This is a genomic window from Cupriavidus taiwanensis, assembly GCF_900250115.1.
In the GTDB taxonomy this organism is placed as follows: domain Bacteria; phylum Pseudomonadota; class Gammaproteobacteria; order Burkholderiales; family Burkholderiaceae; genus Cupriavidus; species Cupriavidus taiwanensis_B.
Genome location: NZ_LT984803.1, coordinates 3,237,179 through 3,260,438 on the forward strand (window position 1 = coordinate 3,237,179; position 23,260 = coordinate 3,260,438).

Annotated in this window: 22 protein-coding genes; 6 read left to right on the top strand and 16 right to left on the bottom strand. The window is 67.6% G+C overall.

The features are described from left to right. Nucleotide 1: 1 nt before the first annotated feature. Complete coding sequence (locus tag CBM2586_RS15110; RefSeq protein WP_115688285.1) at nucleotides 2-667, bottom strand: PilN domain-containing protein; 666 nt, start codon at nucleotides 665-667, stop codon at nucleotides 2-4. Between the two features lie 17 nt (nucleotides 668-684). Continuing rightward, nucleotides 685-1,755, bottom strand: coding sequence for a type IV pilus assembly protein PilM (gene pilM / locus CBM2586_RS15115; RefSeq protein WP_172587091.1), 1,071 nt, complete (start codon nucleotides 1,753-1,755; stop codon nucleotides 685-687). Between the two features lie 399 nt (nucleotides 1,756-2,154). Between pilM and CBM2586_RS15120 the strand changes: the two genes are divergently transcribed. Continuing rightward, on the top strand, nucleotides 2,155-4,530 hold the full coding sequence (locus tag CBM2586_RS15120; RefSeq protein ID WP_115688289.1) for a penicillin-binding protein 1A: 2,376 nt from the start codon (nucleotides 2,155-2,157) through the stop codon (nucleotides 4,528-4,530). 84 nt (nucleotides 4,531-4,614) lie between these two features. On the opposite strand, the gene cyaY is transcribed toward CBM2586_RS15120, so the two are convergent. Then, on the bottom strand, nucleotides 4,615-4,950 hold the full coding sequence (cyaY, locus tag CBM2586_RS15125) for an iron donor protein CyaY (protein WP_115660951.1): 336 nt from the start codon (nucleotides 4,948-4,950) through the stop codon (nucleotides 4,615-4,617). Nucleotides 4,951-5,095: 145 nt separating this feature from the next. Here cyaY and CBM2586_RS15130 point away from each other — a divergent pair, with 145 nt between their 5' ends. Both CBM2586_RS15130 and lysA read left to right on the top strand, forming a co-directional pair. Next, on the top strand, nucleotides 5,096-5,299 hold the full coding sequence (locus tag CBM2586_RS15130; RefSeq protein WP_115688291.1) for a hypothetical protein: 204 nt from the start codon (nucleotides 5,096-5,098) through the stop codon (nucleotides 5,297-5,299). Nucleotides 5,300-5,301: 2 nt separating this feature from the next. Continuing rightward, nucleotides 5,302-6,561 (top strand): diaminopimelate decarboxylase, encoded by a 1,260-nt coding sequence (gene lysA, locus CBM2586_RS15135; RefSeq protein WP_115688293.1) that lies wholly within the window; start codon nucleotides 5,302-5,304, stop codon nucleotides 6,559-6,561. A gap of 27 nt (nucleotides 6,562-6,588) precedes the next feature. On the opposite strand, the gene msrQ is transcribed toward lysA, so the two are convergent. The 8 genes from msrQ to CBM2586_RS15175 all read right to left on the bottom strand — a co-directional run bounded on the left by msrQ (nucleotide 6,589) and on the right by CBM2586_RS15175 (nucleotide 14,763). Next, complete coding sequence (gene msrQ, locus CBM2586_RS15140) at nucleotides 6,589-7,290, bottom strand: protein-methionine-sulfoxide reductase heme-binding subunit MsrQ (RefSeq protein ID WP_115688295.1); 702 nt, start codon at nucleotides 7,288-7,290, stop codon at nucleotides 6,589-6,591. Beyond that, nucleotides 7,290-8,291 (bottom strand): protein-methionine-sulfoxide reductase catalytic subunit MsrP, encoded by a 1,002-nt coding sequence (gene msrP, locus CBM2586_RS15145; protein WP_115688297.1) that lies wholly within the window; start codon nucleotides 8,289-8,291, stop codon nucleotides 7,290-7,292. Before msrP ends, msrQ begins: the two co-directional genes overlap by 1 nt. A 176-nt stretch (nucleotides 8,292-8,467) precedes the next feature. Beyond that, a complete protein-coding gene (locus tag CBM2586_RS15150; protein WP_115688299.1) occupies nucleotides 8,468-9,331 on the bottom strand; it encodes an anti-sigma factor family protein in 864 nt (287 codons plus the stop codon). Next, complete coding sequence (locus tag CBM2586_RS15155; protein ID WP_115660945.1) at nucleotides 9,328-9,867, bottom strand: RNA polymerase sigma factor; 540 nt, start codon at nucleotides 9,865-9,867, stop codon at nucleotides 9,328-9,330. The genes CBM2586_RS15150 and CBM2586_RS15155 overlap by 4 nt, the downstream gene beginning before the upstream one ends. 49 nt (nucleotides 9,868-9,916) lie before the next feature. Next, nucleotides 9,917-10,354 carry a COG4315 family predicted lipoprotein gene (locus CBM2586_RS15160; RefSeq protein WP_115663665.1) on the bottom strand — a complete coding sequence of 146 codons (438 nt, stop codon included), beginning with the start codon at nucleotides 10,352-10,354 and terminating at the stop codon, nucleotides 9,917-9,919. A gap of 158 nt (nucleotides 10,355-10,512) precedes the next feature. Beyond that, entirely contained in the window at nucleotides 10,513-11,679 is a 1,167-nt protein-coding gene (gene ccsB / locus CBM2586_RS15165) for a c-type cytochrome biogenesis protein CcsB (protein WP_115663664.1), read from the bottom strand. Nucleotides 11,680-11,728: 49 nt separating this feature from the next. After that, a complete protein-coding gene (locus CBM2586_RS15170; protein WP_115660944.1) occupies nucleotides 11,729-13,915 on the bottom strand; it encodes a cytochrome c biogenesis protein ResB in 2,187 nt (728 codons plus the stop codon). A gap of 188 nt (nucleotides 13,916-14,103) precedes the next feature. Further along, a complete protein-coding gene (locus tag CBM2586_RS15175; RefSeq protein ID WP_115660943.1) occupies nucleotides 14,104-14,763 on the bottom strand; it encodes a c-type cytochrome in 660 nt (219 codons plus the stop codon). Nucleotides 14,764-15,260: 497 nt separating this feature from the next. Here CBM2586_RS15175 and yihA point away from each other — a divergent pair, with 497 nt between their 5' ends. The 3 genes from yihA (at nucleotide 15,261) to CBM2586_RS15190 (ending at nucleotide 18,432) form a co-directional block, all read left to right on the top strand. Next, a complete protein-coding gene (yihA, locus tag CBM2586_RS15180; protein ID WP_115688301.1) occupies nucleotides 15,261-15,962 on the top strand; it encodes a ribosome biogenesis GTP-binding protein YihA/YsxC in 702 nt (233 codons plus the stop codon). 249 nt (nucleotides 15,963-16,211) lie between these two features. Next, entirely contained in the window at nucleotides 16,212-17,204 is a 993-nt protein-coding gene (gene hemB, locus CBM2586_RS15185; protein WP_172583228.1) for a porphobilinogen synthase, read from the top strand. 22 nt (nucleotides 17,205-17,226) lie between these two features. Then, a complete protein-coding gene (locus CBM2586_RS15190) occupies nucleotides 17,227-18,432 on the top strand; it encodes a magnesium transporter CorA family protein (RefSeq protein WP_115660940.1) in 1,206 nt (401 codons plus the stop codon). A gap of 30 nt (nucleotides 18,433-18,462) precedes the next feature. On the opposite strand, the gene dsbD is transcribed toward CBM2586_RS15190, so the two are convergent. The 5 genes from dsbD to rpsD form a co-directional block, all read right to left on the bottom strand. Next, nucleotides 18,463-20,370, bottom strand: a complete 1,908-nt coding sequence (gene dsbD, locus CBM2586_RS15195) for a protein-disulfide reductase DsbD (RefSeq protein WP_115688305.1) — start codon at nucleotides 20,368-20,370, stop codon at nucleotides 18,463-18,465. After that, nucleotides 20,367-20,777 carry a divalent-cation tolerance protein CutA gene (cutA, locus tag CBM2586_RS15200; RefSeq protein WP_115660938.1) on the bottom strand — a complete coding sequence of 137 codons (411 nt, stop codon included), beginning with the start codon at nucleotides 20,775-20,777 and terminating at the stop codon, nucleotides 20,367-20,369. Before cutA ends, dsbD begins: the two co-directional genes overlap by 4 nt. A gap of 123 nt (nucleotides 20,778-20,900) precedes the next feature. Beyond that, on the bottom strand, nucleotides 20,901-21,296 hold the full coding sequence (gene rplQ, locus CBM2586_RS15205; protein WP_010812373.1) for a 50S ribosomal protein L17: 396 nt from the start codon (nucleotides 21,294-21,296) through the stop codon (nucleotides 20,901-20,903). Nucleotides 21,297-21,431: 135 nt separating this feature from the next. Continuing rightward, a complete protein-coding gene (locus CBM2586_RS15210; protein ID WP_010812374.1) occupies nucleotides 21,432-22,412 on the bottom strand; it encodes a DNA-directed RNA polymerase subunit alpha in 981 nt (326 codons plus the stop codon). Between the two features lie 165 nt (nucleotides 22,413-22,577). Continuing rightward, nucleotides 22,578-23,201, bottom strand: coding sequence for a 30S ribosomal protein S4 (gene rpsD, locus CBM2586_RS15215; RefSeq protein WP_012354133.1), 624 nt, complete (start codon nucleotides 23,199-23,201; stop codon nucleotides 22,578-22,580). Nucleotides 23,202-23,260 lie beyond the last annotated feature (59 nt).

The following is a 23,260-nucleotide window of genomic DNA, read 5'->3' on the forward strand; positions in this document are numbered from 1 at the left end:
GTCAGGCCTTTCCGGCCGCGGGAGCGGGTGCGGGAACAGGTGCGGCGGATGGGGCCGAAGCGCCCGGCGCTGCCTTCTTGCCATCGGCCGGGACCTCCGGGGCGCGGTACGCGAAGCGCATCGAAAAATCGAACAGCCGGCGCTGCTCGCGCAGGTTGTTGGTCATGGTGACCGCCTTGGACTCGACCAGCTCGGCCTTGTCGAGCCAGGCCACTCCGCCAAGGTTGCGCAGCAGCTCGGAGATGCGTTCATTGGACTGCGCCACGCCGGCGATGGTGAAGGCCTCGCCGGCCTGCTTCAGGCTGGTCAGGTAGACGCCTTCGGGCACCTGCCGCACCAGTTCCTCGAGCAGCTGCACCGGGCGGTTGCGCTCGGTCTGCAGGCCTTCCACCGCCTTCTGGCGCTGCAGCAGCGCGTCGATATCTTTCTTGAGCGTGTTGACTTCGCGGATCTGGCCGTCGAGCCTGGCGTTTTCCGCGCTCAGCACCTGGTTGAGCGCCACCACGGAAGCGATGCGCCCGTCGATATAGACGCCGCCCAGCAGCACCACGGCCGCGCCGGCGGCGGCCGCTGCGACCAGCATGGTGTAGACCTTCTTGCGCCTCGCTGCCTTGCGGGCTTCATGGTAGGGCAGCAGGTTGACCGAAGGCAGTGTGTTCGTTGACATCTCGTGCCTCCGGTGCGTTATTGCAGGCCGCGCAGGGCCAGGCCGGCACTGACGATATACGCCGGCAGGTCGCGCTGCAGGTAGCGCTCATTGACCTTGGCGTTGGTCGCCATGTTGGCGAACGGATTCGCCAGCGTGGTGGTGATCCTGGTCTGGTGCTGGATTGCCGCCTGCACGCCGAACAGCGAGGCATGTCCGCCCGACAGCAGGATCTCGTCGACCCGGCCGAGGCTGGAACTGGCGATGAAGTTGCCGATCGCGGACTGCACCTCCATGGCGAGGGCATCGAGCGATGGCTTGAGCAGCTGGGCGCGCCAGGCCTCGGGCAGCGTGTTCTTGCGCTTCTTGATCTCGGCCTTGAGCGCGTCGAGCGTGAACATGCGCGCCGCGCTTTGCGTGAGCTGGTCGCCGTAGCTGTTCAGCGGCTGCTCGTAGAGTTCTTTCCAGCCCTGGTAGAAGATGGCCTTGGAGCGGCTGCCGCCCAGGTGGACCACCGCCACCACCGGCAGCGCGCGCGCGTCGGCCTCGGACATCTCCTGCGGTACGCCCAGCATCTGCACGATCGAGCGTTGCACCGCGTATTCCTCGACGTCCATCACCTGCGGCTTGAGGCCGGCCATTTCGGCCGCGGTCACGCGCTCCTGCACGCGATCGCTGTTGGCGGCGGTGACGCGCACGCCGATGCCGCCCTCGGTCTCGCTTGGGCCGATCACGGCGAAATCGAAATTGACCGCCTGCGACGGCGGATAGAGCCGGTGCGCCTCGGATTCGACCTGGGAATAGAGCTCGTCTTCGGACAGGTTGTCCGGCAGGCTGACCGTCTGCGATTCGGTCAGCATGGAGGGAACGCCCAGTACCACGTCCTTGGCGCGGATGCCGGCCTTGCCGAGCGCGCGCCTGAGCGCGATCCCGACCGCCTCGATGTTGATGACGTTGCCGTCGGCAACGGCATTGCGGTCCAGCAGTTCGCTGGCGCATTTCTCCAGCCGGTAGTCTTGCCTGCTGCCCCCCACGGAGAGCTCGACTACCTTGACACTGGACGATCCGATATCCACGCCGACCGTAGTCCGGCGCAGAAGCCCCGACAAAATGCCCCGACGCAAGGTGACCCCCTGACTTTTGAACTCGCCCCTGGCTTGAACGCTCTAATCGGGCGAGCCTAGTTTCTTGAATGAAACGTGTGCTTTTTATGTTGGCCGATTCTCACAAAATCCAGCATCGGTGGCAACGTGCCGAACTCGGCCAAATTTGTTTTTGAGAAGGCCCTCATCAATCCGTTGCCAAAACCCCACGGTCGTCGGGTTCCCTTCCATGCCTGCCTGTGCCGCGCGCTTCGCCCGTAGTCGCCGCCAACGTCGCCCTGCACGCCGGCTTCGGCGGCCTTACATCTTGTAACAGCGCGATAGCGGCGCCCCCGCCACTGTGCGCCCGGGCGGGCGGATGCCGGAAGATATAATCGCGGGCACCCCTGACTAGGTATTTCCCTTATGGCCACAGCACAACACAAGCCGCCCCACCCTGCCCACCGTTCGATCTGGACGCGGCTCATGTTCTGGGCGGTGGGACTGGTTGTCGCCGGTGCCGTCGTGCTTGCGCTGCTGCTTGGCTACGCGCTGCTGGTGGCCGCGCCCAACCTGCCGTCGCTGGACACCATCACCGACTACCGGCCCAAGATTCCGCTGCGGATCTACACCGCGGACAATGTGCTGATCGGCGAATTCGGCGAGGAGCGGCGCAACTTCGTGCCCATCGCCGAAATTCCGGACGTGATGAAAAAGGCAGTGCTGGCGATCGAGGACGACCGCTTCTACGAGCACGGCGGCGTCGACTTCGTCGGCGTGATGCGCGCCGGCCTGGCCAACCTGCGCGGCGGGCTGTCGCAGGGCGCCTCCACCATCACCATGCAGGTGGCGCGCAACTTCTTCCTGTCCAGCGAGAAGACTTACACCCGCAAGATCTACGAGATGCTGCTGGCGTACAAGATCGAGGCCAACCTGAGCAAGGACCAGATCCTCGAGCTGTACATGAACCAGATCTACCTGGGCCAGCGCGCCTACGGCTTCGACAGCGCCGCGCGCGTGTACTTCGGCAAGTCGGTGCGCGAGGTGACGCCGGCCGAGGCGGCGATGCTGGCCGGGCTGCCAAAGGCGCCGTCGGCGTACAACCCGGTGGTCAACCCGCGCCGCGCCAAGGTGCGCCAGGAGTACATCCTGCAGCGCATGCGCGACCTGCGCTACCTCACGCCCGAGCAGTACGACGAGGCCGTGCAGGCCGAGCTGAAGGTGCGCACCGAGGGCAACGAGTTCTCCACGCACGCCGAATACGTGGCCGAGATCGTGCGCCAGCTGATGTACGCGCAGTACCGCGAGGAAACCTACACGCGCGGCCTGACGGTCTATACCACGCTGATCAAGACCGACCAGGACGCCGCCTATGAAGCCGTGCGCTCCGGCATCATGAACTACGAGCGCAAGCACGGCTACCGCGGCCCCGAGGCCTTCATCGACCTGCCCTCCGACCCGGCCGAGCGCGAGCAGGCCATCGACGATGCGCTGGTCGAGCACCCGGGCAGCGGCGACCTGCGCTCGGCGGTGGTCACCAGCGTGTCGCCCAAGCAGGTCAAGGCGACGCTGCTGTCCGGCGAAGTCGCAACCATCGAAGGCGCGGCGCTGCGCTTTATCTCGCCGTCGCTGTCGGCCAACGCGCAGCCCAAGATGAAGATGCGCCCCGGCGCGGTGATCCGCGTGACGCAGGACGAGAAAAACAACTGGTCGGTGACGCAGCTGCCGGAAGTGGCCGCGGCGTTCGTGTCGATCAACCCGCAGGATGGCGAGATCCGCTCGATGGTGGGCGGCTTCGACTTCAACCGCAACAAGTTCAACCACGTAACCCAGGCCTGGCGCCAGCCCGGCTCCAGCTTCAAGCCGTTCATCTACTCGGCGGCGCTGGAAAAGGGCTTCTCGCCGGCCACCGTGATCAACGATGCGCCGCTGACGATCGGTCCCGATACCGGCGGCCAGGTGTGGGAACCGAAGAACTACGACGGCCGCTTCGAGGGCCCGATGACCATGCGCCGCGCGCTGGCCAAGTCCAAGAACCTGGTCTCGGTGCGGATCCTGCGCGCGATCGGCACGCAGTACGCACAGGACTACATCACCCGCTTCGGCTTCGAGGCCGACAAGCACCCCGCCTATCTGCCGATGGCACTGGGCTCCGGCGCCGTGACGCCGCTGCAGATGGCCGGCGCCTACTCGGTGTTCGCCAACGGCGGCTACCGCGTCAATCCGTACCTGATCCAGAAGGTGGTCGATGCGCGTGGCAACGTGATCTCCGAAACCCATCCGCAGCGCGCCGGCACCGACGCGGTGCGCGTGCTCGATGCCCGCACCGCCTTTATCGCCGACACCATGCTGCGCGACGTGGTGCGCTACGGCACCGCCAACAGCGCCAAGCAGCGCCTGGGCCGCAATGACCTGGCCGGCAAGACCGGCACCACCAACGACGCGGTCGACGCCTGGTTCGCCGGCTACACCCCCAACCTGGTGGCAATCGCCTGGATGGGCTACGACCAGCCCAAGAGCCTGGGCGTGCGCGAGACCGGTGGCGGCCTGGCGCTGCCGATCTGGGTCGGCTACATGAGCAAGGCGTTGAAGGGCGTGCCCGAGTCTCCGGAACGGCCCGCGCCCGAAGGCGTGCTGATGGTGGGCGGCGACTGGACCTTCGAAGAGAACGCCGGCGGTGCCGGCGTGGCGTCGGTGGGCCTGGGCGATCCGTGGCCGGGCAAGCCGGAAGAATCCTCGACCCCGTCGGTCGATACCGAGACCGAGAAACGCAAGATCCTGGAGATGTTCGGCGGCGCCTGAGCGCGCTCGCCAGACAGCAGAAAGCCGGCCGCGAGGCCGGCTTTTCTTTTTTGCGCTCCGGGGACCCGCCCCGGGATGCCGGCGTCAGTGCAGGCTGAGGCTGGCGCCCGCCTGCTCGCTGACATAGCCCGACAGCGCCTTGTACAGTTCGCCGCCGTTGCGCGTATCGACCCAGCGCTCGCCCTCGCGGCGGAAGTGGAAACCGCCCGCGCGCGCGGCCACCCACAGTTCCTGCATCGGCGCCTGGCTGTTGATGATGATCTTGGAACCGTTCTCGAATTCCAGTTCCATCACATTGCCAGTGCGGCTGATTTCAATGTCGGCGTCGGCCGCGTCGGCGGCCGCCTCGACCGCGGCTTCGATGCGGTCCAGTTCCCGCGTGGCCAGGGCCAGGAACTCGCTTTCGCTCAAGGGGGGCATGCTAAACTCCGAGACCGCCGTTGCCGCCGCTGCCCGGACCGGGCGTACGTGGCGCGAACGGCTTTTTTTGTTGAGAATCCTCCGGATGACTGGCCATCGCGCCGGGCCATCCAACGCCTTGCCAACAAGCCAAAAGGACGACCCGATGCTGCGTCGTGTTGCGATTGTATCGGCGTTTGCCGCCGCCCTTGCGATGCCCCTGCTGGGCGGATGCGGTATCCGCGGGCCGCTGACCCTGCCCAAGGTGCCGCCCGAGCCGGCGCCGCCGACCGTGCCGGATCCGGGTCTGGGCCGCGCCGATGCCGTGCCGGCACCGGCATCGTCCCCCGCCGCCCCCACCACCCGATAACCATGACCGCATTCTTCCACCGCCAGGACGGCGCGCTTGCCGTCGAGCAGGTACCGCTGGCGCGCATCGCCGCCGAGTTCGGCACGCCGACCTACGTCTATTCGCGCGCGGCGCTGACCGCCGCATACCAGGCCTACGCCGCCGCCTGCGCGGGGCGCAAGGCACAGGTCCAGTACGCGATGAAGGCGAATTCCAACCTGGCGGTGCTGCAGGTGTTCGCCCGCCTGGGCGCGGGCTTCGACATCGTCTCGGGCGGCGAGCTCAAGCGCGTGCTGGCCGCCGGCGGCGATCCGCGCAAGGTGGTGTTCTCGGGCGTGGGCAAGAGCGCGGCCGAAATGGAGCTGGCGCTGGCCCAGGACGTGCGCTGCTTCAACGTCGAATCGATCCCCGAACTGGACCGCCTGAACGAAGTGGCTGGCCGCGTCGGCAAACGTGCGCGCGTGTCGCTGCGCATCAACCCGGACGTCGATGCCAAGACCCATCCTTATATCTCGACCGGCCTGAAGGGCAACAAGTTCGGCATCGCCTTCGAAGACGTGCTGCCGACTTACCGCGCCGCCGCCGCGCTGCCGCACCTGGCCGTGACCGGCATCGACTGCCATATCGGTTCGCAGATCACCGAGGTCGAGCCCTACCTGGAAGCGCTGGACAAGGTGCTGGACGTGGTCGAGGCGCTCGAGCGCGAAGGCATCAGCCTGGAGCACATCGACGTGGGCGGCGGCCTGGGCATTACCTACACCGACGAGGCCCCGCCGGACATCACCGGCTTCGCCACCACGCTGCTGGAGCGCGTTGCCGCGCGCGGCCATGGCCACCGCGAGGTGCTGTTCGAGCCGGGCCGCTCGCTGGTCGGCAATGCCGGCGTGCTGTTGACCCAGGTGGAGTTCCTCAAGCCGGGCGCGTCCAAGAACTTCTGCATCGTCGACGCCGCCATGAACGACCTGGCGCGCCCGGCCATGTACGAGGCCTACCACCGCATCGAGCCGGTGGCATTGCGCGATGGCGCGGCCGTGACCTACGACATCGTCGGCCCGGTGTGCGAATCGGGTGACTGGCTCGGCCGCGACCGCGCGCTGGCGGTGCAGCCCGGCGACCTGCTGGCGGTGATGTCGGCCGGCGCCTACGGCTTCACCATGAGCTCCAACTACAACACCCGCCCGCGCGCCGCCGAAGTGATGGTCGACGGCAGCAAGGTGCATCTGGTGCGCGAGCGCGAGCTGGTCGAAGACCTGTTCCGCGACGAGCGCCTGCTGCAGGACTGAGTTCCCGCAGGCCCGGCCCGCCGCGTCTTACGCGGCGGGCTGGCGCGTCCCTCCGGCTGGCTTGCGCAGCCGCCACCACACCCGCATCCCCAGCAGCACGAACACCACCGCGGCGTAGATCGAGACCTCGCCGAAGTCGTTCTTGCCCGCCTTGTGCCACCAGTAGTGCAGGATGGCCAGCACGGCGATGGCATAGACCAGCCGGTGCAGCGCCTGCCAGCGCTTGCCGCCGAGGCGGCGCACCATGCCGTTGGTCGAGGTCAGCGCCAGCGGCACCATCAGCACGAAGGCGGTGAAACCGACCGTGATGAAGGGCCGCTTGTACACGTCCTTGATCATGTAGGCCAGGTCGAAGCCGCGATCCACGCCGATCCACAGCAGGAAGTGCTGCAGGCCGTAGAAGAACGCAAACAGGCCCAGCATGCGCCGCAGCCGGATCAGCCAGTTCCAGCCGGTGAGGCGGCGCAGCGGCGTGATCGCCAGCGTCAGGCACAGCATCACCAGGGTCCAGGTGCCGGTCGAGCGCGTGACGAATTCAAGCGGATTGGCGCCGAACTGCCCGGTGGCGCCCAGGTACAGCAGCCGCATGAACGGCAGCAGCGCCAGCACCCAGATCGCCAGCTTGAGCGCGCGCACCCGCTGCGGCGCCAGCGTGGCCAGGCCCGCCGGCTTGCGCGCGGCGGCGGCCGCGGTGGTGGGAGATGAGGTAGCCATGCGCTCGCCTTGCATCAGAAGAACTTCTTCAGGTCCATGCCCTGGTACAGCGCTGCCACCTGCTGGCCATAGCCATTGAACGGCAATGTCTTGCGCTTGGGCGCGAACAGCGCGCCGAAGCCGCTGCCGCGCTCTTCGCCGATGCGGCGCTCGGTGGCCTGGCTCCAGCGCGGATGGTCGACATCCGGGTTCACGTTGGAGTAGAAGCCGTATTCCTGCGGCGCGGCCAGGTTCCAGCTGGTCGGCGGCTGCTTGTCGACAAAGCGGATCCTGACGATCGACTTGGCGCTCTTGAAGCCATATTTCCACGGCACCACCATGCGCACCGGCGCGCCGTTCTGGTTGGGCAGCACCTCGCCGTACAGGCCGAAGGTCAGCAGTGCCAGCGGATGCATGGCCTCGTCCATGCGCAGGCCCTCGCTGTAGGGCCAGTCGAGCACGCCGCTGCCGAGGCCGGGCATCTGCTTCTTGTCGGCCAGCGTGATGAACTGCACGTACTTTGCCCCCGGCTGCGGCTCGACCCGGCGGATCAGCTCGGCCAGCGGATAGCCGATCCACGGGATCACCATCGACCAGCCCTCGACGCAGCGCAGCCGGTAGACGCGCTCCTCCATCGGCGCCAGCTTGGTCAGCTCGTCCAGGTCATAGACCTTCGGCTTCTTCACCAGCCCTTCGACCGCCACCTGCCACGGACGCGGACGCAGCGTGCCGGCGTGGCGCGCCGGATCGGACTTGTCGGTGCCGAACTCGTAGAAGTTGTTGTAGGTGGTCACCTCTTCGTACGGCGTGCGCTTTTCGGTGATCACGTAGGCGTTGTTGGCCGTAGCCGGCAGCCGGGCGCCATGCTGGCCTTGCGCGAAGGCCCGGCGCGCGAACCACGGCGCCAGCGTGCTGCCGGCAGCACCGGCGGCCGCGAGCGCCAGCATGCGTCGGCGCGCTTCGAAGACATGGCGCGGCGTGATCTCGCTGGTGGCAATGTCGCCGCCGCGCAGCCATTTGGGGGAGGGAATCAGCATGGTTTTCCTCGATTGCCTGTTCGTTGCCGGCGCCGGCGGCGCCGCGTGCTTGCAGGATTGGACTCCGGGCTTGGTCGTGGAGTGCGGCCCAGTCCTGACAGTTTTTTTGATGGGGCGGCAGGCCGCGGGCCAGCATGCGCCGGCGTCCCATGCGCGGCAAGCGCGGCGCGGGTACGTTATCCGCCCTGGTATTGCTGGTACACCACCTGCGCCAGCGTCAGCAGCCGGGCGCGTTCCAGCGGCCCCGCCAGCGCAAAGCCCAGGTCGCGGTCGATCCAGTAGAACGCCATCATCGGATCGCGGCCCGGCGCCCGTCGGCGCGCGCCCTCGCCCGTCATGCGCTCGACGCGAAAGCCGGTATCGGGCGTACCCTGCGCCATGCGCCGCAGCTGCAGCGACAGGCGCGTGCCGTCATCGGCTTCATACATAAGGATGGCCGACGGGCCACCCTCGGCCACGCCCAGCCGGCCGCCGATCAGGTGGAAGCCCTGCGCGCGCAGGTCCGGCACCTGCAGCGCCGTGCCCAGGCGCCGCGACAGCCAGGCGACCAGGTGGGCCTCTTCGGTGGCGGCGACTTCCACGGGGTGGCGCATCTCCGGAGCGTAGACCGCGTGCGTGGCGAGCGCCTCGCGCGCAAAACGCTCGCCGGGCGCGAGCACCAGCGTGGCGCCGCCAAGGCGGCCGTGCGCCAGCCAGCCCAGCGTACCGCCCACGGCCAGCAGCGCGACCGACGCGCAAGTTGCCGCCAGGGCCATGGTCCAGCGCGGCCACGGCCTGGCGCCATCGTGCCGGCCGTCGCGGCCGCGATTGCGCCCCTGGTCGGCGTGCAAACCCGGCGGCAAGGCCGCCAGCGGCACCGGTTCATTGAGTACGGGGTCGAGCGCGCGGTGCAGCGCCTCGGCCTGCCGGCGCCAGGCGGCCACTTGTGCCGCCGCATCCGGGTGCTGCGCCAGGTACGCCTCGACGGCGGCGCGGCGGGCGCCGGCCAGCTGACCGTCGGCATAGGCGTGGAGATCGGCTTCCTGGATGCCGGCCATCATTTCACCCGTTGCAGCGCATTGGCGGCCGTGGCAGTTCGATTCGGCGCCGCGCCGTCAAGCAGCCGCCGCATCTGTTCGCGCGCCCGCGCCAGCCGCGACATCACCGTGCCCTGCGGGATATCGAGCACGCGCGCGGCCTCGGCGTAGGTCAATTGTTCCAGGCTGACCAGCAACAGCACCGCGCGCTGCGGTTCGGGCAGCCGCGCCAGTGCCTGCGACAGGTCGCGGCGCAGGCCCGGGTCTTCGGCGGGGCCGCTGACCTCGGGCAGGGTATCGGTGGGCACCACCAGATCCTTGCGGCGCAAGGCGTTCAGGCGCAGGCGGTGCATCAGCGTCAGCAGCCACGGCAGCAGGCCATCGGCGCCGTCGCCCCACCAGGCACCGGGGCGCAGGCGGAAGCGCCAGCGATAGCGCAGCGCGCGCTCGAGCGTGTCCTGCACCAGGTCGTCGGCCAGCGCCGCGTCGCCGGTGAGGCCGCGCGCATGGCGCCGCAGCCGCGGCGCCAGCGCAACGAGCTGGCCGTCAAACCCATCCATGCCGGGGTAGCTGTCGTGGTCGTGGTGGCGCCAGAGTGGCTGCGCCGCGTCAGGGCTTGGCCACGTGCCAGACGTTGTTGACGTTGTCGCCGGTGCGGTCGCCCGGCTTGGCGTCCTTGGCAAAGCGGTACAGCGGCTGGCCGCGGTAGGCCCACTGCTTGCCGCCGTCATCGCGCGTGATGATGGTGTACTGGCCCGAACCGCTAGTGCCCGGGGCCGCCATCAGCGGCGGCCAGTTGGTGGCGCAGGGGCCGTTGCAGGCGCTCTTGCCGCTGCCGGCGGTGTCGCGGTCAAAGGTGTACAGCGTCAGACCCTGCGGATCGGTCAGCACGCCATTGGACACCTTCACCGTGGGCGGCAGATTGCCGGCGCTGCCACCGCCCATGCCCATGCCGGAACAACCGGCGAGCAGGACGGCCGCGCAGCCGAGCGCGAGCGCGCCGGGACGAACCAGGAATGCAGCAGCGTTACGACGCAGACTTGCCATGATCTTGTTCTCCATGCAAACCGGTGCCGCCAGCCGGCACCGTCCCTCCAGTAAACACTGGATGTGATCTCTTTATTCCCACAGCGGCCAAAAAAATTGAAAAAAATCGAAAAAAAACCTGCCCGAAGGCAGGTTTTTTGCGTCGCAGCATGCGCGCGTCAGAGTTCGCCGTAGCTGTGCAGGCCCGACAGGAACATGTTCACGCCAAGGAAGGCAAAGGTCGTCACCAGCAGGCCGACCAGCGCCCACCAGGCCGCCACCGTGCCACGCAGCCCCTTCATCAGCCGCATATGCAGCCAGGCCGCGTAGTTGAGCCAGACGATCAGCGCCCAGGTTTCCTTCGGGTCCCAGCTCCAGTAGCCGCCCCAGGCCTCGGCCGCCCACAGCGCGCCGAGGATGGTGGCGATGGTGAAGAAGGCAAAGCCGACCGCGATCGCCTTGTACATCACGTCGTCGAGCAGTTCCAGCGACGGCAGGCGCTCGGCCAGGATGCCTCGCTGCCTGAGCAGGTAGGCCACCGCGACCATCGCCGCCAGCGCAAAGGTGCCGTAGCCGATAAAGTTGGCCGGCACATGGATCTTCATCCACCAGCTCTGCAGCGCGGGCACCAGCGGCTGGATCTCCTGCGCATTGCGGCTGACCGTGTACCAGAGCAGGAAGCCCACCGCGGCCGACACCACCAGCATCACGAACGGGCCCAGCGCGCGCGTGGCGTAACGGCCTTCGTAGTACAGGTAGAACAGCGAGGTGATCAGCGTGAACAGCACGAAGACTTCGTACAGGTTCGAGATCGGGATATGGCCGATGTCGGTGCCAAGCAGGTAGGACTCGTACCAGCGCACCAGCATGCCGGTAAAGCCAAGCACCACCGCGCCCCAGCACAGCTTGCTGCCGAGGCTGTAGCCGGTGCCCGAGCGCGTCGCCAGGCCGACCCAGTAGAACAGCGTCGACAGGAACACCAGCGCGCTCATCCACAGGATGGCCGACTGGCTCGACAGGAAGTACTTGAGGAAGAAGGCCTGGTCGGCGCGCGCGAGCTGGCCCTGGTAGAGCTGGATCGCGAACAGCGACAGCACCGCCAGTGCCACCATCAGCGGCCGCACCGGCTTCCAGTGCCAGCCAAGCAGCGCGAAGGTGGGCACGGCGCCGATCAGCACGGCCTTGTCGTAGCCGTCCATCCATTGCCCGTATTGCGCCAGCGCCACGCCGGCGCCAACCGCGAGCGCCAGCGCGAACAGCCAGTCCACCCAGCTCAGGCGGCGCAGGAAGGAAGGTTCGAGGTAGGCCTCGTCGGCACCGCTGTCGGCGCGCGGGGTGCCGCGCATGGCGGGACCGGCCTGGTTCACATTTGAGGACATAGCGTACCTGCTCGATTCAGTGGGGAGTGCCGGCCGGCTCGTGGGCGGCGCTGTGGCCTCCGGAGGCGCGGCCGATGTCGTCACGCAGCGCGGTGAATTCCTTTTCGAAATCCATGGTGCGGCGCTGGGTCGACATCGCCATCAGCACCTGGCTGCCGGCATCGGTGGCGCCGGTGGCGGACTGGTCTTTCACCCAGACCCAGACCCGGCGTTCGCGGATATAGAACATCGCGAACACGCCCAGCACCAGCAGCAGACAACCAAGATACACGATGTTCTTGCCCGGCGCACGGGTCAGCTGGAACACGCTGGCCTTGATTTCCTGGAAGTCGTCGAGCTGCAGGAATACCGGAGCGCCGTAGAAGAAACTATCCGACAAGGCGTTGATCGCCTGCTGCAGGAAGGCGCCGCTCTGGGCACTGTTGGCCACCACCGGCAACTGGTCCTGAGCGCGCGCAAGCTGCCACAGCTCCCACATCGAACCGTTCAGGATCTTCAGCAGCACGTCGGCGGCCTTCTGCTGCTCGGCCGGCGGGACGGACTTTTCCAGGAAGGCGGCGATGGCAGTGAAGCCGCCCGGCGGCGAATCCGGCGCGGGGCGTGTCGCGCCGGCGAACAGGTCGAGCGCGCGCAGCGCGCTTTCGGCCAGTTGCCGGCGCAGCTCGGCCTTGTCGTCGCCCGGCATCGACGCCAGCGCAAAGCGGCGCGCGGCCTCGCCGCGCAGCGCGCGGTCCTGCAGCGCGGCGCGCAGCCGCATCCAGTCGGCAACGCTGCCCTGGTCATCGGCGGGAATGCGAAGGTAGCGGAACGGCTCGCTGGGCGACTCGCGCATGCCGGCCAGGAACACCGACTGGCCGTCCATCTGAACCGGCACCATGTAGTTGTTGTACTCGCGCGCCTGCCCGGTGCGGTCGCGCAGCTTGTACTGCACCGACGGGCCGACATTGCGCAGGGTCTTGGCGCGGTCGGTGCTGGCGGCGGCGCCGAGATGCTTATCCAGCGTTTCGTTGAAGGACTTGCGCGCCACGCCGCGCGCATCGGGCTTGCCCGAGGCGTCGGTGACGTTCTCGATATTCATCAGCCGGAAGTCGCTGAACTCCACCGTCAGGCCGTCCCGGTCCGCGCTGGTGCCGGTGCCGGCCAGCGGCTTGTTGCCGCCCACCGCGCCGTCGATGGTGAAGGTGGCATGGCCGCTGCCCTGCATCGGATAGCCGACGAACTTCAGGCGCGAGCCGCCGTCCTCGAAGCTGGACTGGTAGATGGCGATGCCGTCGACGATCAGCGGCTCGTTCACCTTGATGGTGGCCTCGGTGCGCTTGCCGGTGGCACGGTCGGTCACGACCACGTCCGAAGCGAACAGCTTGGGCATGCCGGTCTCGTAGAAGTCGACCTTGAACTTCTTCAGCGTGATCGCGAACGGCAGGTCCTGCACCAGTGCGCCGTCGGCAATGTTGAGGATGGCAGTGGAGACGGTCGAGCCCTCGGGCACATAGGCGTTGCCGCGGAAGCCGGGGTTGTTCGCCGACAGCCGGTGCTGCGGCGGGATCTCGCTGATCACCGCGTTGCCGCGGATCGGGGTCTTGTCGCCCAGCCACATCTGCGCGCGGATCAGCAGGTCGCCGTCGAGCAGGCCGCCGACGCAGATCACCACGATGGCGGTGTGCGCCAGGATATAGCCGACCTTGTTGGCGGCGCCGGCCTTGGCGGCCAGCAGCGTGGCGCCGTCATGCTCGACCGCCTTGATGCGGTAGCCGCGGTTGCGCAGCAACGCCGACAGGCGGCCGACGGCCTCGGCGCGCGGACGCGCGCCGTCGAACTCGCCGCGATGGTGGAAGGCGCGCAGGCTGCGCTCGCGCACATGATCCTTCCATGAGCGCATGTCCGCGATCATCTTGGGCGCGTTGCGCACCAGGCACAGGCTGGTGGACACCACCAGGAAGGCCAGGATCAGCAGGAACCACCACGACCCGTAAACCTTCTGCAGCGACAGCGTGTGGAACACATCGGCCCAGAACGGGCCGAACTGGTTGACGTAGTTGGGATACGGCTCGTTCTGCTTGAGCACGGTGCCGATCACGCTGGCGATGGAGATCACCGTCAGCAGCGCGATCGCAAAGCGCATCGAGGACAACAATTCGACCGCGTCGCGCAGCACGCGGTGAGAGGTCTTCAGGTGCAGCCCTGAAGTGGAAGCGGTCGACATGTGCAGTGAAACCTAAAACAGCGTACGGCCTGGAAATGAATAAAGGGTGGACATGCTTTGGCAAGCAGGCCACCCTTTTCGATTGTGACAAGCGCGTTCGGTTGCATGGCTGGCCGCGCCATCCGGCGGCGGCCGCTCAACCGATGCGCCGGCGCGCACAGGCGCCAGCGTCGCGGAATCCCGGATCGTCAGCGAACCCCGGCGACGTAGTCCGCCACCGCCTTGATTTCGGCATCCGACATCTTGGCGGCGATGGTCGTCATGACCGGGTTGTTCTTGCGGGTGCCCTGGCGGAATGCCACCAGTTGTGCCTCGGTATAGTCGGCCCACTGGCCGCCGATGCGCGGATACTGCGCCGGAATGCCTGCGCCGGCGGGGCCATGGCAGGCGGCGCAGGCCGGCACGCCCTTGGCGGCGATGCCGGCGCGGTAGATCTTCTGGCCGGTTTCGATGCTGTCCTTGTTCTTGGCGGTGGCCGGCTTGAGCGACTGCTTGGCCAGGTAGGCGCCGACGTTGCGCATTTCCTCGTCGGTCAGCACCGACGCCATCGGCACCATGATCGCGTTGTTGCGGGCCTTGGCCTTGAAGTCGGCCAGCTGCTTGTGGACGTACTCGGGATGCTGCGCGGCCAGCTTGGGGTTGGCGGCGGCCGCGCTGTTGCCGGCGGCACCGTGGCAGCTCAGGCAGGCGGGCACATTGCGATCGGGGGCACCTTGCGTGTACAGCGTTTCACCCTTGGCCGGGTCCGCCTTCGCGGCGGCCTGCTCTGCGGCAGATGCCAGACCGGAAAGGGCGGCGGCAGGAACGGCCAGAGCCAGGACACCCAGAATCTTCGCAATGCGGTTCATTCGCACACCTTCTCTGAATTGTTTTGGACATCGTGATGCGTGCCGGTCCGGCGCTTTGCCGGCGGTGAGGACGCGCCGATGCAAAAGGCTGGGGAATCGTGGCGACCCGCGAGCGGCTGACCGATCCGCGCAACGCTGGCCGTGGCGGCAGACCCCGCCAGCCCGCGCCCGCCGCCGCCGCACCGTCCGGTGCAACGCGCAATGCGAGGCAAGGCCTTGCCCACGATGGAACGACACACTAGGCTTCCCGCCCGGACGACGGCAGCCGAGGCACGCGGCATGGATGCCACGCGTCACCCGCTCAGGAGACCGTAAACCGGCGTATTGTACAATAAGTTATGTGCCGGATTGATGCCTTGCGCCTTGTCGTGCCCGCTTCGGGCTGCGCCAGATCAAGCCCGGCGGGCGGCCCAGGCCGCAGCCATCCCACCCTGGCGAGACCCGGCCCCGGCGCGCGCAGCGCGCGGCCTCCGCGGCCCGCCCTACCGCTCCAGCGCATGTCCCTTCTTCACCAGGCCCGCTTCTTCATCACCGTGAACCACCTGCGCGACCTGCCCGCCACGGCCGTGCCCGAGGTCGCCTTCGCCGGCCGCTCCAACGCCGGCAAGTCCACGGCGATCAACATCCTGTGCAACCAGAAGCGGCTGGCGTTCTCGTCGCGCACCCCCGGCCGCACCCAGCACATCAACTATTTCTCGGTGGCGCCGGTCAAGGCGCCCGACCCGCTCGCCTTCCTGGTCGACCTGCCCGGCTACGGCTATGCCGAGGTCTCGGGTTCGGCCAAGTACCACTGGCAGGGCCTGCTGAGCGATTACGTGCAGACCCGCCAGCAGCTGGCCGGCCTGATCCTGATGATGGACGCGCGCCGGCCGTTCACGGATCTCGACTGCCAGATGGTCGAGTGGTTCCTTCCCACCGGGCGGCCCATCCACGTGCTGCTGACCAAGGCCGACAAGCTCACCAACAGCGAAAACGCCAAGGCCCTGCGCGAAGCCCGCAAGATGCTGCAAGGCTATGCCGAGCAGCTGGAAACGCCGGTGCCGCTGAGCGCCCAGCTGTTCTCCAGTCTCAAGCGCCGCGGCATCGAGGAGGCACAGGGCGTGATCGCCGGCTGGCTGAACCTGCCGGAAGCGCAGAAGCCTGAACGCGGGCCCGCTACCGCCAACGCAGTGCCGCCCGCGTCCGATCCTGCCGCGTGATCCTGGCTGCGAGCGCGCAAAAAAAGCCCCGTCGCAAGCAACGGGGACAAACTTTCCCGCCGGTGAGGCAGGTACCCGCTCAGGGAGGAGTAGCGGGGGACACCGCGCCACGCAGCGCGCAACGCAAAGTGTCCGCGAGTATGATGTCGGGCACGCACAAAAGTTTAGTTTTTCTTCGGCCGGCCGCATGGCGCTGCGCGCGCCACGCTTGCCGGCCTGCATTCCGTCCTCGTCCGTCAAGAAGCCGCCATGTCCACCTTCCCCGAGTTCCGCCCGCGCCGCATGCGCCGCGACGATTTCTCCCGCCGCATGATGCGCGAGCATCGCCTGTCTCCGGACAACCTGATCTACCCGGTCTTTATCCTCGACGGCCAGAACCAGCGCCAGGCCGTGGCGTCGATGCCGGGCGTGGAGCGCGTGTCGGTCGACCTGCTGATGCCGGTGGCCGAAGACTGCGTCAAGCTGGGCATCCCCGTGCTGGCCCTGTTCCCGGTGATCGACCCGTCGCTGAAGACGCCCGACGGCAGCGAGGCCACCAACCCCGATGGCCTGGTGCCGCGCGCGGTGCGCGCGCTGAAAGACCGCTTCCCCGAACTCGGCGTGCTGTGCGACGTGGCGCTCGACCCCTACACCAGCCACGGCCAGGACGGCGTGCTCGACGACAACGGCTACGTGATCAACGATGCGACGGTGGAGATCCTGGTGCGCCAGGCGCTGGCGCAGGCCGAGTCCGGGGTCGACATCGTGGCCCCGTCCGACATGATGGATGGCCGCATCGGCGCGGTGCGCACCGCGCTCGAGGACAACGGCCATATCCATACCCGCATCATGGCGTACTCGGCCAAGTACGCGTCGGCGTTCTACGGCCCGTTCCGCGACGCGGTGGGCTCGGCCGCCAACCTGGGCAAGGGCAACAAGATGACCTACCAGATGGACCCGGCCAACACCGACGAGGCCCTGCGCGAAGTGGCGCAGGACATCCTGGAAGGCGCCGACATGGTGATGGTCAAGCCCGGCATGCCGTACCTGGACATCGTGCGCCGCGTCAAGGACGAGTTCCGCTTCCCGACCTACGTGTACCAGGTCAGCGGCGAGTACGCGATGCTCAAGGCCGCCGCGCAAAACGGCTGGCTGGACCACGACAAGGTCATGATGGAATCGCTGCTGGCCTTCCGCCGGGCCGGCGCCGACGGCATCCTGACCTACTTCGCGCGCGACGCCGCGCGGCTGCTGCAGGCCTGAGCGGCCGACCGACAGCGCGCCCATGGAATTGCTCGGTTTCTCCGCCAGCCAGGTTCACCCGCTCGCCTCGCTCACCGACGCGGCCAGCTTCCTCGGCGGCAATGCCGCGTCGCTGTTCGTGTGGGCCGACTTCTCCACCGAAGAGGTCAGCGCGGCGCCCGACACCTGGCGCGAGCAGGTGCGCCAGCTTGCCGGCGCGCCCATCCTAGACCTGCACCTGGCCGACGCCACCAACCCTGCGCATCCCTCGTACTTCGATACGACCCATGCGTACGACATGGTGATCTTCCGCAAGCTCACCTTCGAAACCAGCCGCGCCATTGCCGAGGCGGAACCGCAGGACACCGCCGGCACCGCCAGGCCGGCCGAGGCGGCGGCCCGCCCGAAGCGTTATGCGCCCGGCTTCCTGCCGGCGCTGGCCAAGATTGACACCCAGCCGGTCACCTTCTTCATGTTCGACACCGTGCTGGTGACGGTGCGCTCGGGGCCGTCGCGCACCATCGACCAGGTACGCCAGCGTCTGCTCGAGCTATGCCAGGCCCCGCGCCCGCAAGCCGCGCCCGCGCGGGGCAACGGCCAGTCGCTGCTGCATGGCATCCGTCCGCCGAGCCGGCCCGAAGACCTGATGCTGCGGCTGCTCAACGCCATGGTCGACCGCTACCTGGAACTGCGCGCGCCGCTGACGCGCCAGCTCGACCGCTGGCAGCGCGCGCTGCTGAACTCGCGCCGCAGCTTCTCCAGCTGGGAGGGCCTGCTCGATGCGCGCATCCAGCTGCGCAAGCTGGAGCACCTGAGCGAGGAGCAGCGCGACGCGCTGCAGGAGTTCCGCGACAGCCTGCTCGACAACCGCTACAGCAGCGACCAACCCGGCGGCGGCGTCAATGCGCCGGGGCGCGACGAGGTGCTGCTGGTGCGCATCAACGACGTGATGGAGCATATCCAGCGGGTGCTGGCGCATGCGCGGCGGCTGGAGGATTCGATCGAATCGGCGGTGCAGATCCACTTCTCGGCGGTGGCGCACCGGACCAACCGCACCATGCGCGCGCTGACGCTGATCACCGCGCTGTTCATGCCGCTGACGCTCATCACCGGCGTCTTCGGCATGAACTTCGACCGCATGCCCTGGCTGCAGGAGCCGCAGGGATTCTGGTGGTCGATCGGCCTGATGGGCGCCGTGGCGGTGGTACTGGCGGCGCTGTGGGCGCTGGCGCGGCAGCTCGAGCGCTAGCCGCAGGCCTCGGTACGCCTCAGGTGCGGTTCAGGTGCGCGTACGCGTACCGAAAGCGCGCTCCAGGCTTTCCAGGAAGCGGTTGGCCGACTGGTAGCCGATCACGCGCACCGGGCGCTCACGCCCGTCCGGCCCGAACAGGATGATGCCGGGCGGCCCGAACAGCCCGAAGCGCTTGAGCAGGGCCTTGTCGTCGGCATTGTTCGCGGTGACGTCGGCCTGCAGCAGCACGATCTCCGACATTCGCGCGCGCACGCGCGGATCGACGAAGGTCAGGCGCTCCATTTCCTTGCAGCTGACGCACCAGTCGGCATAGAAATCCAGCAGCACCGGCTTGCCCGCGGCGGCGGCCTGCGCCACGCGGGCGTCGAGCTCGGCCACGCTGCGCACGCGCTCGAAACGTAGCGTCTGGGCGCTACCGGCGCTTTCGCCGCCACTGCGCGCCACGCTCAGGTGCGACAGCGGCTGCAGCGCATCGCGTCCACCGGAGGCCACGCCGATCAGCACGATTGCCGCGGCGATGGCAAACAGCACGCCCACGCCCTTGCCCACCCGCACCAGGTTGCGCGGATCCGGCCCCAGCCCGTCGAAGGCACCGAGGAACACCGCCGCCACGAGCAACAGCGCCGCCAGCAACAGCATCGTGGTCCACGCCGGCAGCACCGGCCCCAGCATCCACAGCGCCACGCCCAGCAGCAGGAAGCCGAAGAAGCGCTTGGTCACCTCCATCCAGCGCCCGGCGCGCGGCAGCAGGTTGCCCGCGCCCACGCCCACCAGCACCAGCGGCACGCCCATGCCCAGCGCCATCGCGAACAGCGCCGCGCCGCCGACCACGGCATCGCGGCTCTGCGCGATATAGGCCAGCGCGCCGGCCAGCGGCGCCGTCACGCAGGGACCGACGATCAGCGCGGAAATCGCGCCCATCGCCGCGGCCCCGACCACCTGGCCGCCCTGGCGCCGGTTGGACGATTCCGTCAGGCGGGTCTGCCAGCGCTGCGGCAGCTGCAGCTCGTACAGGCCAAACATCGACAGCGCCAGCGCCACCATCAGCCCCGCGAACGCGCCCAGCACCCAAGGGGTCTGCAAGGCGGCCGACAAGCCCTCGCCCAGCAGCCCGGCGGCCACGCCGACCGCGGTGTACACCACCGCCATGCCCAGCACGTAGGCCAGCGAGACCAGCAGCGCACGGCCACGCGTGACGTGCTCGCCCACCACGATCGACGACAGGATCGGCACCATCGGCAGCACGCACGGCGTAAAGGTCAGCAGCAGGCCAAGTCCGAAGAACAGTGCGCCGATCAGGCCGAGATTGCGGCTGGCCAGCGCGCCGGCGATGCGGTCGCTGTCGTCTGCGCGCAGCGCCGCGGGCGCGGCCTGCCGCGCCGGTGCCGGTGCCGGCTCGGCCGCCGGCGCGTCGCTGCGGCCGCGCTTGCCGAACAGGTCGGCCAGCGCGCTGCCGCCCACCTTGTGGACGCTCTCCATCGGCGGATAGCACAGGCCCTTGTCGGCGCAACCCTGCGAAGTCACCGTCAGCGTCCATTTGCCGTCGGCCGGCGCCGCCTCGACCGGCACTCGGATGACCACGGTGTCGCGATAGGTCTCCATCTCCTTGCCAAAGGTCTCGTCGAACTTGACCTTGCCCTGCGGATAGGCCGGCGCGCCCAGCTTTACATCGGCCGGCTGCGCGGCAAAGGCGAAGCGTTCGCGATACATGTAGTAGCCCGGCGCGACGTCGAAGCGCACTTCGACGGTCTTGTCGTCAGGCTGGCTGGCGGCAAAGCGAAAGGCCTGCTCGGGCGGCAGGAAGTCGTCCTCGGTGGCGGCGTGGAGGCTGCCTGCCAGGCACAGCCAGGCCAGCGCCGCCAGCAGCGCTGCGGCAATATGCCGCGCCCACATCTGCCCGGGCGAGCCCGCCCGACGTGCCAAACCGATGTTCATGAAGCCGATTCCTCTTTGTCTTGATCCCGGGATGCTGCCGTTCCTGCCCGCGCCTGCGCGCCGGCGGTCTCGCCATGCACCCATTCCAGGTAAGGCGCGTAGCCCGCAGACACGGGCCAAGCAAGCAGCTCAGGCACGTCATAAGGGTGATGTTGCCGGATCACGGCCTCGAGCGCAGCGTAGCTGGCGCGCGTGGTCTTGATCAGCAGCGGCCATTCGCGCGCCTGCTCGAGCTTGCCCTGCCACCAGTACTCGGATTCGACCGGCGCCAGGCGGTTCACGCAAGCGGCGGCGCGCGCCTGCAGCACGGCGCGCGACAAGCGCGCCGCGGTATCCGCATCGGGTGCATTGGTGATGACGACCAGCACTTCGTCCGGACCGGCGCCCTGGTCAATATGGCATTGCATCGACACTCCCCCGCGGCCGGCCACGCCGTACCGCACAAAACAAAAGAGCCAGGCGATTGCCTGGCTCGATTGTAAGCGGTGTGCCCGCGACCGTCGCACGACGGCAGCGGGCGGGAAACGCACTTATTCCGCGGCTTCTTCAGCCGGGGCTTCGGTGATTTCCGGACGATCCACCAGCTCGACCAGCGCCATCGGCGCGTTGTCGCCCTGACGGAAGCCGAACTTCAGGATGCGGGTGTAGCCGCCCGGACGGGTGGCGTAGCGCGGGCCCAGTTCGGTGAACAGCTTGGTGACCATGTCGCGGTCGCGCAGGCGGGCAAAGGCCAGGCGGCGGTTGGCAACGGTGTCCTTCTTTGCCAGCGTGATCAGCGGCTCGACGACCTTGCGCAGTTCCTTGGCCTTGGGCACGGTGGTCTTGATCAGCTCGTGCTGGAACAGCGAGTTGGACATGTTGCGCAGCATCGCAAGACGGTGCGACGAGGTGCGGTTCAGTTTCCGCAGACCATGACGGTGACGCATGATGATTCCTTTCAGTTAAGTGTTTGACCAGCTCTTCTATCGTCCGATACGACTGGACGCGGGCCGGTAGTCATACATGCCCCGGCCGAAACCAGGGCGGTTGCTGCGAAGCGGGACGGATGCCCCGCGCCACAATTACTTTTCCAGACCTGCGGGCGGCCAGTTCTCGAGCTTCATGCCGAGGGTCAGGCCACGCGAGGCGAGGACTTCCTTGATCTCGTTGAGCGACTTGCGACCCAGGTTCGGGGTCTTCAGCAGCTCGTTCTCGGTACGCTGGATCAGGTCGCCGATGTAGTAGATGTTCTCGGCCTTCAGGCAGTTGGCCGAACGCACCGTCAGCTCGAGGTCGTCGACCGGACGCAGCAGGATCGGATCGATCTGCGGCGTGCGGCTCGAAGCAGCCTCGGCTGCCGACTCGGTGCCTTCCAGCGCGGCGAACACGGACAGCTGATCGACCAGGATGCGGGCCGACTGGCGGATCGCTTCCTCGGGCGAGATCACGCCGTCGGTTTCGATGTTCATCACCAGCTTGTCGAGGTCGGTACGCTGCTCGACACGGGCGGATTCAACCGCGTACGACACGCGGCGCACCGGCGAGAACGAGGCGTCCAGCACGATGCGGCCGATGACCTTGCCGGATTCGTCGCCGAACTTGCGCACGTTGCCCGGCACGTAGCCGCGACCCTGCTCGACCTTGATCTGCATGTCCAGCTTGCCGCCGGCCGACAGGTGGGCGATCACGTGGTTCGGGTTGATGATCTCCACGTCGTGCGGCAGCTCGATATCGGCGGCCGTGACCACGCCTTCGCCATCCTTGCGCAGCGACACCGTGACTTCGTCGCGGTTGTGCAGCTTGAACACCACGCCCTTCAGGTTGAGCAGCAGGTTGACGACGTCTTCCTGCACGCCGTCGATGGTGGAATACTCGTGGACCACCCCAGCGATCGTGACTTCGGTCGGGGCATAACCGACCATCGACGACAGCAGCACGCGACGCAGGGCGTTACCGAGCGTATGGCCGTAGCCGCGCTCGAACGGCTCCATCACGACTTTGGCGTGATGGTCGCCCAGAGGCTCGACGGCGATGATTTTTGGCTTGAGGAGTGCTGTTTGCATTAGGTTGTCCTTTTCAATACCCTCGGCTCGTTACACCGATAAGGCTGACGTTTGGAACCTGGAAATCCCATCGTAACGATGGGCGAAGCCCGACGCGCGCGAAGCGCGTCGGGCTGAAGGAGAAGCTTTGCGACGAACGCAAGCTCTGGACCGGATGCTCGCGGATTAACGCGAGTACAGTTCGACGATCAGGCTTTCGTTGATGTCGCCCGAGATATCGGCGCGATCCGGGACTTGCTTGAAGGTGCCTTCGAACTTCTTGGCATCCACCGCGACCCAGGTCGGGAAGCCCGACTGCTCGGCCAGCGACAGCGCTTCGGCGATACGGACCTGCTTCTTCGACTGCTCGCGGATGGTGATGACGTCGCCCGACTTGATCTGGGCCGACGGCACGTTCAGGGTCTGGCCGTTCACCAGGATCGCCTTGTGCGACACCAGCTGGCGCGCTTCAGCGCGGGTCGAGCCGAAGCCCATGCGGTACACCACGTTGTCCAGGCGCGATTCCAGCAGTTGCAGCAGGTTTTCGCCGGTGTTGCCCTTGCGGCGGTCGGCTTCGGCGAAGTAGCGGCGGAACTGGCGCTCGAGCACGCCGTAGATGCGCTTGACCTTCTGCTTTTCGCGCAGCTGGTTGCCGTAGTCGGAGGTGCGGGCACCCGAGGTGCGGCCATGCTGGCCCGGCTTGCTGTCCAGCTTGCACTTGTCAGCCAGCGAGCGGCGCGAGCTCTTCAGGAACAGGTCGGTGCCTTCACGGCGGGAAAGTTTGGCCTTCGGGCCGGTATAACGTGCCACGTTGTCTTCCTTTGATCGATCACGGCGCCTTCAGGACGCGCCGTGAGTCCGCCAACGCT

Excerpts from the sequence above, each read along its gene's own strand:
- yihA (WP_115688301.1), top strand. The coding sequence starts at position 15,261 with ATGTCCCTTCTTCACCAGGCCCGCTTCTTCATCACCGTGAACCACCTG.
- CBM2586_RS15210 (WP_010812374.1), bottom strand. The coding sequence starts at position 22,412 with ATGCAAACAGCACTCCTCAAGCCAAAAATCATCGCCGTCGAGCCTCTG.
- CBM2586_RS15160 (WP_115663665.1), bottom strand. The coding sequence starts at position 10,354 with ATGGCAAGTCTGCGTCGTAACGCTGCTGCATTCCTGGTTCGTCCCGGC.
- CBM2586_RS15170 (WP_115660944.1), bottom strand. The coding sequence starts at position 13,915 with ATGTCGACCGCTTCCACTTCAGGGCTGCACCTGAAGACCTCTCACCGC.
- msrQ (WP_115688295.1), bottom strand. The coding sequence starts at position 7,290 with ATGCAAGGCGAGCGCATGGCTACCTCATCTCCCACCACCGCGGCCGCC.
- dsbD (WP_115688305.1), bottom strand. The coding sequence starts at position 20,370 with ATGAACATCGGTTTGGCACGTCGGGCGGGCTCGCCCGGGCAGATGTGG.
- CBM2586_RS15175 (WP_115660943.1), bottom strand. The coding sequence starts at position 14,763 with ATGAACCGCATTGCGAAGATTCTGGGTGTCCTGGCTCTGGCCGTTCCT.
- CBM2586_RS15155 (WP_115660945.1), bottom strand. The coding sequence starts at position 9,867 with ATGGATGGGTTTGACGGCCAGCTCGTTGCGCTGGCGCCGCGGCTGCGG.
- hemB (WP_172583228.1), top strand. The coding sequence starts at position 16,212 with ATGTCCACCTTCCCCGAGTTCCGCCCGCGCCGCATGCGCCGCGACGAT.
- cutA (WP_115660938.1), bottom strand. The coding sequence starts at position 20,777 with ATGCAATGCCATATTGACCAGGGCGCCGGTCCGGACGAAGTGCTGGTC.
- CBM2586_RS15150 (WP_115688299.1), bottom strand. The coding sequence starts at position 9,331 with ATGATGGCCGGCATCCAGGAAGCCGATCTCCACGCCTATGCCGACGGT.
- cyaY (WP_115660951.1), bottom strand. The coding sequence starts at position 4,950 with ATGCCCCCCTTGAGCGAAAGCGAGTTCCTGGCCCTGGCCACGCGGGAA.
- lysA (WP_115688293.1), top strand. The coding sequence starts at position 5,302 with ATGACCGCATTCTTCCACCGCCAGGACGGCGCGCTTGCCGTCGAGCAG.
- CBM2586_RS15190 (WP_115660940.1), top strand. The coding sequence starts at position 17,227 with ATGGAATTGCTCGGTTTCTCCGCCAGCCAGGTTCACCCGCTCGCCTCG.
- msrP (WP_115688297.1), bottom strand. The coding sequence starts at position 8,291 with ATGCTGATTCCCTCCCCCAAATGGCTGCGCGGCGGCGACATTGCCACC.
- CBM2586_RS15130 (WP_115688291.1), top strand. The coding sequence starts at position 5,096 with ATGCTGCGTCGTGTTGCGATTGTATCGGCGTTTGCCGCCGCCCTTGCG.
- CBM2586_RS15110 (WP_115688285.1), bottom strand. The coding sequence starts at position 667 with ATGTCAACGAACACACTGCCTTCGGTCAACCTGCTGCCCTACCATGAA.
- ccsB (WP_115663664.1), bottom strand. The coding sequence starts at position 11,679 with ATGCGCGGCACCCCGCGCGCCGACAGCGGTGCCGACGAGGCCTACCTC.
- CBM2586_RS15120 (WP_115688289.1), top strand. The coding sequence starts at position 2,155 with ATGGCCACAGCACAACACAAGCCGCCCCACCCTGCCCACCGTTCGATC.
- rplQ (WP_010812373.1), bottom strand. The coding sequence starts at position 21,296 with ATGCGTCACCGTCATGGTCTGCGGAAACTGAACCGCACCTCGTCGCAC.